The sequence below is a fragment of the Janthinobacterium sp. AD80 genome (genome assembly GCF_002878455.1).
Taxonomy (GTDB): domain Bacteria; phylum Pseudomonadota; class Gammaproteobacteria; order Burkholderiales; family Burkholderiaceae_D; genus Janthinobacterium.
Genome location: NZ_NRDQ01000168.1, coordinates 1 through 10179, shown reverse-complemented (window position 1 = coordinate 10179; position 10179 = coordinate 1). Strand labels below are relative to the sequence as shown.

The following is a 10179-nucleotide window of genomic DNA, read 5'->3' as shown; positions in this document are numbered from 1 at the left end:
GCCACGGTCCAGGCGGTTCGGTTTTGGAATCTCCGCCTTGATTTCGCCATAAAAATAGTCGCGCGGGATGTTCAGTTGCGTCGGGCCCATTTCCGACATGGCACGGTCAAAGCAGCGGCCCGTGAATTCCGCCATGCGGGCCGGATTGGTGACGTGGCCCTGGTACTTGGTAAATTCCTCGAACATCGGCAACTGGTTGGCTTCCTGGAAGCCGCCCAGGCCCATGCTCATGGTGCCCGTCTCCGGCGTGATGATGACGACCGGGGTGTGCGCCCAGTAGGCGGCGGCAATGGCGGTGACGCAATTGCTGATGCCGGGGCCGTTCTGGCCGATGACGACGCCATGGCGGCCCGAAACGCGGGCATAGCCGTCGGCCATGTGGCCGGCGCCCTGCTCGTGCACGACGGGAATCAGACGGATGCCGGCCGGGGCAAAGATATCCATCGGGTCCATGAAGGCCGAGCCCATGATGCCGAACATGTCGGTCACGCCATTGGCGGCCAGGGTTTCCACGAACGCTTCGGAAGGCGTCATTTTTTGCGGGCCAACGGGAGTGGCTGCGCTGGCCGCGGCGGCGGCGGCTTTTTGTTCGGTCATGTCATTCACGGGTGTCTCCTGGTCTGTAGTAATGGCGGCTGTTGAAATGATCAACTTATTTATCAAAAATCGGTATATTTTGTTCCGAAATTTGATATACAATTCAATTTAAGCGTTCGACGTGCAAAAGTCAAACAGATTTTCAAGGAAACGGTACAATTTGAGTTCGAAAATGAAATAAACACAGACACCACACCGAGGCCACCATGGACATGATTTCATCCCCAAAACTTGAGCCAGAAAAACTGGAAGGCGACACGCCCACGATGCGTTTGTTTGCTTTGCTGGAAGTGATTGCCGAGAAAGACCAGTTGCTGTCGCTGCAAGCGCTGGTGGAAGAAACGGGCCTGCCCAAGCCCACCTTGCACCGCATGCTGCAACAGCTGGAAAGCGTGGGCGTGCTGCAGCGCGAAAGCGATGGCCGCCACTACAGCACGGGCGTGCGCCTGCGCCGCCTGGCGTCTAACCTCTTGATTAACAACACTTTCCATGGCGCCCGCCGCATGGTCTTGCGCCAGCTGGTCGAGGAAGTGGGCGAAAGCTGCAATCTGACGGCCTTCAGCGGCAGCGAAGTGGTGTACCTGGACCGCGTGGAAACGGCGGCGCCCCTGCGCTTTTATCTGCATCCCGGATCGCGGGTGCCGGCCCATTGCTCGTCGAGCGGCAAATTGTTCCTGGCGCAAATGACGCCCGTACAGCGCCGCCGCCTGCTGGGCCACATGGAATTGACGCGCTTTACGGACAAGACGGAAACGGATCCCGTCAAGCTGGAGCGCGAACTGGAAGTGGTGCGCCGCAACGGCTACGCGCTGGACGACGAGGAATTCCTGCCCGGTCTGCTGTGCGTGGCCGTGCTGGTGCCGAATCCGAACGGCCGCTCGAACCTGGCCGTGGCCATCCAGGCGCCCATCATCCGCCTGACGCACGACAAGGCTTTACATTTCTTGCCTGCATTGCAGCGCGCCGCGCAAGCCCTGGCCGCCATCGAATCGGAAACCATGCCGACGTCGGGCGGGGACGACGACGCATTGCAGTCAAGTAACTCCGCAACTCACACATAACCGCCGCGGCGCCCCAGCTGCGGTTTCACAGGAGAACAAGGTGCCAGATTCACGCCAACATCCCCCCGCCGCAGCGGCGCAAACCTTGCAGTCCGTGCGCAGCCTGTTCCATATCGACAGCGACCTGCAGGTGCCCGTGTTTACGGAACGCGACCCGCACGTGCCCGACATCGATCCCGCCTACCGCTTCAACAAGGACGTCACCCTGGCGATACTGGCCGGTTTCACGCACAACCGCAGGGTGATGGTGCAAGGCTTGCATGGCACGGGCAAATCCACGCATATCGAACAAGTGGCGGCGCGCCTGAACTGGCCTTGCGTGCGGGTCAACCTCGACGGCCACATCAGCCGCCTCGACCTCGTCGGCAAGGATGCCATCGTGCTGCGCGAGCAGCAGCAAGTGACGGAGTTTCAGGAAGGCATCGTGCCGTGGTCCTTGCAAAGGCCCGTGGCCCTGATCTTCGACGAGTACGACGCTGGCCGCCCCGACGTGATGTTCGTCATCCAGCGCATCCTCGAGCGCGACGGCAAGTTCACCCTGCTCGACCAGAACCGGGTCATCACGCCGCACCCGCACTTCCGGCTGTTCGCCACCTCGAACACCGTGGGCCTGGGCAACCTGAACGGCATGTACCACGGCACCCAAGTGCTCAACCACGCGCAGATCGACCGCTGGAACATCGTTGCCACGTTGAATTATTTGCCGCAGGACGAGGAAACCGACATTGTGCTGGCGCGTGTTCCCGCCATGAACGACGAGGCGGGCCGCCAGCTGGCCGCCCGCATGGTGGCCGTGGCCAGCCTCACGCGCCACGGTTATGCGGCGGGCGACCTGGCTTGTTTGATGTCGCCACGCACCGTCATTACCTGGGCGGAAAATTGCCAGATCTTCCGCGATCCGGCACTGGCCTTCCGCCTGTCCTTCCTCAACAAATGCGACGAGGCCGAGCGGCCCATGGTGGCGGAGTACTACCAGCGCTGTTTCAATGAGGAATTGCTGGCGAGCCAGGCATGAACGCCGAAGCCATCGTTCCTGCCGCCTACACGCGCGAGCAGCAGGAAACGGATGAACTGTGCGCGGGCGCCATCCGCGCGCTCAGCGGCTCACCCTTGATCCGCTACCGGGGCCGGCGCCTGCACGACGGCCACCGCCCGCTGCCCATCCATGCGGCCCATTTGCAGCCCGATACCGCGCTGCAAGACTTGCCGTCCTTGCGCGGCGCGGCCGACAGCGTGGCCCTGCGCCTGCTGCATACAGACGCCAAGCTGCACCGCACACTGTGTCCGGCCGAACCGGTGGCGCGCCTCGTCTTTGAATTGCTGGAACAGTTAAGGGTGGAAACCCTGGCGCCCGAGCAGCACGCCGGTATCATCGGCAACCTGCGCCACCGTTTCACGGCCTGGTCGCATGCGTTTTACGATTCCGGCCTGGCCGAAGGCGCGTCCGGCTTGCTGCTGTACACGGTATTCCAGATGTGCTGGTCGCGCCTGACGGCCAGGCCCGTGCTGGAAAAGACGGAAGATTTTATCGAGGCCACGCGCTGGTCGCTTTCCTCGCCACTGGGCGCAGACCTGGCCGGCTTGCGCCGCCAGCGCCTGGACCAGGCCGCCTTTGCGCATCACGCGCTGGCCATCGCCCATGCCGTCGATGCCATGCTGAAAGACGCGCAAGCGGCGCAGGATGACCAGCAGGACGCGGCTGGCGATGCGAAAGCACAGGCGGCCTTCAAGCTGCTGCTCGATTTCGACAGCGATAACGACCATCTGCCCGACGCCGCCCCGCTGGGCGCAAGCCGCGCCTTCAGCGATGGCGATGGCGGCTACAAGGCGTACTCCACGACCTACGACCGCGAAGAAAAAGCGGGCGAACTGGTGCGCCGCGCCCTGCTGCTCGAATACCGCGAACGCATGGATGCTCGCATCGCCAGCCTGGGCATCAACACGGCCCGCCTGGCGCGGCGCTTCACGCAATTGCTGGCCGTGCCACAGCGTGAAGGCTGGTCGTTTGGCGAAGAAGAGGGTTATATCGACGGGCGCCGCCTGGCTCAGCTGATCAGCTCGCCGTCCGAGCGCAGGCTGTTCCGCAAGGAGCAATTTTTACCGCAAGCCGATTGCCTCGTCACCGTTCTCGTCGATTGCTCCGGCTCCATGAAGACGCATGCGGAATCCGTGGCCGTGCTGCTCGACATTGTGCTGCGCGCACTGGACCAGGCTGGCGTTGCCACCGAGTTGCTGGGCTTTACGACGGGCGCCTGGAACGGGGGAAGAGTCAAACGCGACTGGATGCGCGCCCGCTCGCCGACGAATCCGGGCCGCTTGAACGAACTCGTGCACATGGTGTTCAAGGATGGCGATACCAGCTGGCGCCGCGCGCGGCCCGACATTGCCGCCCTGCTGAAGGCGGACCTGTACCGCGAAGGCGCCGATGGCGAAGCCGTGGACTGGGCGTGCACGCGCATGCTGGCGCGCCCGGAACGGCGGCGCATACTGCTCGTCGTCTCCGACGGTTGCCCCATGGACACGGCAACGAATCTGGCCAACGACGAGTTTTACCTGGCGCAACATCTGAAACAAGTGGTGGCGCGCCGCGAAGCGCAGGGCGCCGTGGAGATTTGCGGGCTGGGGCTGGGCCTGGACCTGGGCGCCTACTACAGCCGCAGCCTGGCCACCACCCTGCCCGCCTCGCTGAACAATGAACTGTTCAGCGAGATCGCGCAGTTGCTTGGTGGCCGCAAACGCTAGCGTTCAGCCCACCTCGTAGCGCACCGTGTGCGCCTCCATCGGCAGCGGGATTTCCCAGTTCCACAGCATCGCTTGCAGCTTTTTGTTGCTGAGCGACGTGTCGCGCTGGCCGTTGCGCCGCAGCAACTCCTTGCGCGGCTGTTCCAGGTACACGAGTTCCACCTGCGCGTGATATTTGTACAGCAGGTTGAGCGTCTTTTCGCGCATCAGCTTGGACAGATGCGTGGCGTTCCAGACGAACGGCTCACCCTTGCGCAACAGTTCGCGCGCCCGCTCTTCCGCATAGTCGCCCACCAGTCCCTCGTTCTTGCCGTGCTTCAAGCCCAGGGCCGTGCGCGCATCGTCGAACGACACGACGGGCAGGCGCGGATGGTGCTTCTCCACCCACGTATTCTTGCCCGACGCGGGCAAGCCCGACATGACGATCACGTGCGAACCCGGCTCCTGGAACAGGGAATAATCGGGATGCGCCTCGACGCCGCGAAAATATTTCACACGCGTGTGATCGTCGACAAACACCCTGCGCTGGCCATAGCAGCCTTCCTCGCGCGCCAGTTCGCGGAACAGCTCGATGGCATCCAAAATGCGCTGCGGATCGGGACAGATGCGTCCGCGGATATCGGCTTCGGCCAGCATGGCCAGCAGGTGGATATCGACTTGCCACGACAGTTCGCGCACGGTGAACTCGGGCGTGACGCCGCGCCGCGACGTTTCCAGCGCAAAGAACGGCACCTGGTGCACATTGATCAGGCGGCAGATTTCCTCGCGCGCGGCAAACGGCACGTCGCAATCCCACAGGGCGATGCGCGCATCGAGGGCGCCCTTGCGCGAGTGGCCGGGCTGGCCGATGGCGCCCGTCACCGGGTCGATCACCGTCGTGCTGCACTTGGCCACGTCGTGCAGCAAGGCGGCGAGAAACACGATTTCCTGTTGCGCCCGCGTGGCTTGCTGGTACTCTGGCATGGCCAGCAGGGATTCGACCACCATCATGGTATGCGTCCACACATCGCCTTCCGCGTGATAGACGGGGTTTTGCGGCGTGTTTTTCGCCAGTTCCAGCTGCGGGAAGGCGGCCAGGCAGGCGTTGAAATCGGGCGACTGGCCATCCATGGGCACCAGTTGCTGCAGGGTTTTCCAGTTCATCATTTCGTATTCCTTGAGAGGGCAGCCAGTTCGTCGAGCGAACGGCAGGTGTGCAAACCCAGGCTTTCCCACGTGACCAGCGGCTGCGGCGCGTACAGGTCCACGCCGTCGGCCAGCTGGTTGGGGATCAAGGGCCGCGTGCTGTGGTGCGAGCCGCTGTCGAGGATGGTTTGCGTAAAGTCATGGCGCACCAGCTTGTAGCGGGCCAGCACTTGCTCATCGTCCTCCACCTTCAGGTACAGGCCTTCCGCGTGGTCGGACTTGTCCGTCTGCTTCCAGCACAGGTCCAGCGGCAGGCGTTCGCGCGCCACCGCGTGTTCAAACGTGTCGCGCCACAGACGGGACTTGGCCAGCGAAACGCGCAGCAGCTGCCACAGCTGTTTCGGCGTTGCGGGCATCAATCCCGCATACAGCACGGGGACGGACAGCACGGGCGAGCCGGCCAGCATGGCGTGACGGCGCGCCGTCGACAAAAACATCTGGCTGCGGCGGCAATACACGTCGAACTCGTTGAAGTAATGGGGCAGCCGGTCGTAAAACACGGAATGCTTGCTGTACGACCATTCGCCAAACAGCACATACTGGTCTTCCAGCATGGACAGCAAGGCGTGTTCGTGCGCATGCGCCCACGGTTTCAACAGGTTGAACTGGCGTTCGCTGCCGCCGCCCGCCAGGTAATGGCCGCGTGACTGCAGCAGCACTTCGCCCGCATCGCTGAACGACACGGCGGAGTTCGCGCCATCGATTTTTTCCTCGATGACGACGTACTGGCCGGCCAGCTTTTTCAGGGGCATCTGGTCCGAGCCGTCGTCGCCCTCCTGCAGGCGCGAGCCTTCCAGGTGCGGCGTGCGCGGGTATTTGAATAAGGGTAAAGATTGTAAAAACATAGCGTCCCACGCCGCGTTCACCGGGGCGTGTCCATACAGGGTCAGGGGTGCTGACGACGTGTTCGGGCGTGGACGATCGAGACTAAAGTCTCGGATACGTGTGCGGGGGGAGTGAAAACAGTGCCGCAGCAATCGGGGGCGTCAACGCGCCGAACGATGCTGCAGAGAGCATTTCGTCAGCGTTAGCAGGTGATGGCGAAGAAGCGAGGCACTTTTGGCTCCAATAAGGAAGAGGTTCTAGAAAGAACCGAGAATATAAAGGCTGTTTGCATATTTTGCAAGCGCCGCACGCTTGCAGACTAGCCCAGCAGTTGCGGCACGGCCGCCACCATCAGCGAAATGCCGATGGCGGTCAGCACGGCAAACGCGATGCGGCGCATGCCGCGCTGGGCGATCGGCGGCGGATAGCGTTTCCCGGCCATGGTGGCCAGCACGCCGACCGGCAAGGCCAGCATGCACAGCAACAAGACTTTCGCGTCGAGCTGGCCCTGGCTGCCCGCCATCAGCGAACGTCCGCCCGCGCTGATGGCGAACAGGAAGATCAGGCTGTAGCGGATGGTTTTCAGGCTCATTTCCTGGCGGTAGAACTGGTACACGAGCGGCGGACCGGCCAGCGAAAACAGGCCGGAAAACAGGCCGCCGCACACGCCACTGATGAAGAAGCTGCGCTTGTCGGCAGCACCGGGACCCGGCGGCGCCTGTAGCAAGATGCTGACGCCGCCATACACGATGGCCGCGCCCAGCAGCAAATGCAGCAGCGGAGCATAGGCCTGGTCCAGGTAGCCGAGCAGCAAGACGCCGGCCGCCATGGCCGGCAGCAAGCCGATGCTGGCGGCGCGGATGGCGCGCCAGTCCAGGTGGTGCAAGGCACCTGGCAAGGCCACCAGGCAGTTGGCCAGCGACAATAAACTGACGAGCGCCGCCAGGGCCGGCACGGGCGCCAGGCCCAGGCCGCTGGCCACGCCCATGACGATCATGCCCAGGCCAAAGCCCGTGACGGTCTGGAAATACGTGCCCGCCGCCACCACGGCCAGCAGCGCCAGCACGGGCAGGCTGAACAGAAAGTCAGCGTCCACCCTGGGCCTGCACGGCCGTGACCGCAATGACGTTGTACACATCGTCGGCGCTGCAGCCGCGCGACAGATCGTTGGCGGGCTTTTGCAAGCCTTGCAGCAAGGGGCCGATGGCGACGGCGCCGCCCATGCGCTCGGCCAGCTTGTAGCCGATATTGCCCGCGTCCAGGTTCGGGAACACCAGCACGTTCGCGCGGCCGTTGACGACGGAATCCTTGACCTTGCGTTGCGAAATCTCGGCCACGATGGCCGCGTCCAGCTGCACGTCGCCATCGATGGCCAGCAGCGGACGCTGCGCCTTGACCCTGTCCGTGGCCGCATGCACCTTGTCGACGGCCGCGTGGTGGGCGCTGCCGCTGGTGGAAAACGACAGCATGGCTACGCGCGGCTCCTCCATCAGCAAGGCTTGCGCGCTGTCGGCCGCGGCCATGGCGATGTCGGCCAGTTCCTCCGCTTTCGGATCGACCACCAGGGCGCAGTCGGAAAAGATGAAACCACCTTTCAGGCTGTGGAACGGTTCGCACAGCATCATGAGGAAAAAGCTCGACACCAGCTTGAAGGCGGGATCGACACCGATGATCTGGATGGCGCTGCGCACCACATTGGCCGTCGTGTGCACGGCCCCCGCCACGCAGCCGTCCGCGTCACCCAGGCGCACCATCAGGTTGGCGTAGCACAGCGGATCCTGCACGGCGATCCTCGCTTGCTCCACCGTCATGCCCTTGGCCTGGCGCAGCAGGAACAATTGCTGGGCATAGTGCTCCGCTTCGCTGGAAGCGGCAGGGTCGACCAGGTGCACGCTGCCCAGGTCCAGGTCCAGGTTCTGTTCTTTCGCCAGGGCCAGGATGGCGGCCGGCTGGCCGACGATGGTGATGCGCGCCAGCCCTTCGGCGGCGGCACGCGCGGCCGCCTGCAGCACGCGCGCGTCGTCGCCCTCGCACAAGACGATGTTTTTCGGCACGGCGCGGGCTTGCGCGATGATGCGGTGCAGGGCTTTCATGGCGACTCCAATTCGGTAAAAAAAATGCCGGAACCATGGAAGCGTGAAGATGGTTCCGGCACACAAAACCCGGCATGGCCGGGGTCATACAAGGATCGGTCAGAGTGGTGTCGGATTACGCCGGGCCAGGGCCCGGCTAATCCGACCTACGCATTCGATACGTGCTACACGTAGGTTGGATTAGCCCAGAGGGCGTAATCCAACAACATCAGCGCATCAAACATAGTCTTTATATTTATCCAGATGACGCACCGGTTTGCTCAGTGCATCGCGGCGGAACGGGTCGCCCAGCTCGCGCGTGCACATGATTTCGATGATGGTGGTCTTGCCTTCATTCATCTGCATGTCAATCGCCTTCTTCAAGGCCGGGCCCACGTCTTCCAGCTTGTCGACCGTGATGCCTTCGGCACCCATGGCGCGCGCGATCTCCGCAAAGCTCTGGTTGTCGAGTTCACCGGCGACAAAGCGGCGGTTGTAGAAATCCACCTGGTTTTTCTTTTCCGCGCCCCACTGGCGGTTGTGGAACACCACTGCCGTCACGGGAATGTTGTGGCGCACGCAGGTCATGGTTTCCATCAGGCTCATGCCCCAGGCGCCGTCGCCTGCATACGACACGGCCGGACGGTGCGGCGCGGCCACCTTGGCGCCGATGATGGTCGGGAACGCGTAGCCGCAGTTGCCAAAGCTCATCGCCGCAAAGAAGCTGCGCGGTTTTTCAAAGCGCAGATAGCTGTTGGCCACCGAGTTGATGTTGCCGATGTCGGTCGACACCATCACGTCTTCCGGCATGGCTTTTTCCAGCTCGCGCAGCACCTGGCGCGGGTGCAGATAGTTGCCCGGCTCTTTCTTTTGCTCTTCGATCATGTCCAGGCTGTACGCATCTTTTTCATGCGTCCAGTTGGTCAGTTCCTCTTCCCATGCCGCCTTTTCCGCTTGCACGGTGGCATAGCGCTCTTCGCGGGTCGCGTCGCAATCGAGGGCCTTGCCATCGAGGCGCGCCAGGATGGCTTTCGCAGCCGCCTTGGCGTCGCCGCAGATGCCGACCGAAATCTTTTTCACCAAACCCAGCATCTTGTTGTCGGCGTCGATCTGGATGATCTTGGCATTCTTCGGCCAATAATCCATGCCGTGCTGCGGCAAGGTGCCGAACGGTCCCAGGCGCGAACCCAAGGCGATGACGACGTCGGCCTGGGCGATCAGTTTCATGGCCGCCTTGGAACCCTGGTAGCCGAGCGGACCGCACCACAGCGGATGGCTGGCGGGAAACGAGTCGTTGTGCAGGTAGCTGTTGACGACGGGGGCACCGAGGCGCTCGGCCAGCGCCTTGCACTCTTCGATGGCTTCGCCCATGACGACGCCGCCGCCCGAGATGATCACGGGGAACTTGGCTGTCGCCAGCAGTTCGGCCGCATCGTTGAGGCTTTGCTCGCCGCCTGCGCCACGGTCCAGGCGGTTCGGTTTTGGAATTTCCGCCTTGATTTCGCCATAAAAATAGTCGCGCGGGATGTTCAGTTGCGTCGGGCCCATTTCCGACATGGCACGGTCAAAGCAGCGGCCCGTGAATTCCGCCATGCGGGCCGGATTGGTGACGTGGCCCTGGTACTTGGTAAATTCCTCGAACATCGGCAACTGGTTGGCTTCCTGGAAGCCGCCCAGGCCCATGCTCATGGTGCCCG

General features: G+C 63.0%; 9 protein-coding genes. 3 read left to right on the top strand and 6 right to left on the bottom strand.

Annotated elements, in window-relative coordinates; all coding sequences use genetic code 11:
- Nucleotides 1-597 (bottom strand): thiamine pyrophosphate-binding protein (locus tag JaAD80_RS24685; protein WP_258003163.1); only part of this gene is annotated, 597 nt, incomplete at its 3' end.
- Nucleotides 598-809: 212 nt separating this feature from the next.
- Here JaAD80_RS24685 and JaAD80_RS24680 point away from each other — a divergent pair.
- Genes JaAD80_RS24680 through JaAD80_RS24670 form a run of 3 tightly spaced genes read left to right on the top strand, consistent with a single transcriptional unit; the run spans nt 810 to nt 4400 of the window.
- A complete protein-coding gene (locus JaAD80_RS24680) occupies nt 810-1658 on the top strand; it encodes an IclR family transcriptional regulator (protein ID WP_374755275.1) in 849 nt (282 codons plus the stop codon).
- A gap of 40 nt (nt 1659-1698) precedes the next feature.
- Nucleotides 1699-2673, top strand: a complete 975-nt coding sequence (locus JaAD80_RS24675) for an AAA family ATPase (protein WP_180979575.1) — start codon at nt 1699-1701, stop codon at nt 2671-2673.
- The gene (locus JaAD80_RS24670) at nt 2670-4400 is read left to right on the top strand and encodes a cobalt chelatase (RefSeq protein ID WP_102298482.1); all 1731 of its coding nucleotides are present in this window, start codon (nt 2670-2672) and stop codon (nt 4398-4400) included. Before JaAD80_RS24675 ends, JaAD80_RS24670 begins: the two co-directional genes overlap by 4 nt.
- Nucleotides 4401-4403: 3 nt before the next feature.
- On the opposite strand, the gene JaAD80_RS24665 is transcribed toward JaAD80_RS24670, so the two are convergent.
- From JaAD80_RS24665 to xsc, 5 genes are all read right to left on the bottom strand, one after another.
- The gene (locus JaAD80_RS24665) at nt 4404-5546 is read right to left on the bottom strand and encodes an AAA family ATPase (protein WP_374755274.1); all 1143 of its coding nucleotides are present in this window, start codon (nt 5544-5546) and stop codon (nt 4404-4406) included.
- Nucleotides 5543-6430 carry an RNA ligase family protein gene (locus tag JaAD80_RS24660; protein WP_102298481.1) on the bottom strand — a complete coding sequence of 296 codons (888 nt, stop codon included), beginning with the start codon at nt 6428-6430 and terminating at the stop codon, nt 5543-5545. The genes JaAD80_RS24665 and JaAD80_RS24660 overlap by 4 nt, the downstream gene beginning before the upstream one ends.
- Before the next feature lie 299 nt (nt 6431-6729).
- Nucleotides 6730-7506 carry a sulfite exporter TauE/SafE family protein gene (locus JaAD80_RS24655; RefSeq protein ID WP_258003162.1) on the bottom strand — a complete coding sequence of 259 codons (777 nt, stop codon included), beginning with the start codon at nt 7504-7506 and terminating at the stop codon, nt 6730-6732.
- Nucleotides 7496-8503: a phosphate acetyltransferase gene (gene pta / locus JaAD80_RS24650; RefSeq protein ID WP_102298478.1), complete on the bottom strand. Its 1008-nt coding sequence runs from the start codon at nt 8501-8503 to the stop codon at nt 7496-7498. Before pta ends, JaAD80_RS24655 begins: the two co-directional genes overlap by 11 nt.
- Nucleotides 8504-8719: 216 nt before the next feature.
- The coding region (xsc, locus tag JaAD80_RS24645) for a sulfoacetaldehyde acetyltransferase (protein WP_102298476.1) at nt 8720-10179 on the bottom strand (1460 nt) is incomplete at its 5' end.

Coding starts and splice junctions, on each gene's coding strand:
- JaAD80_RS24670 (WP_102298482.1), top strand. CDS start 2,670: ATGAACGCCGAAGCCATCGTTCCTGCCGCCTACACGCGCGAGCAGCAG.
- JaAD80_RS24680 (WP_374755275.1), top strand. CDS start 810: ATGATTTCATCCCCAAAACTTGAGCCAGAAAAACTGGAAGGCGACACG.
- JaAD80_RS24665 (WP_374755274.1), bottom strand. CDS start 5,546: ATGATGAACTGGAAAACCCTGCAGCAACTGGTGCCCATGGATGGCCAG.
- JaAD80_RS24660 (WP_102298481.1), bottom strand. CDS start 6,430: ATGTTTTTACAATCTTTACCCTTATTCAAATACCCGCGCACGCCGCAC.
- pta (WP_102298478.1), bottom strand. CDS start 8,503: ATGAAAGCCCTGCACCGCATCATCGCGCAAGCCCGCGCCGTGCCGAAA.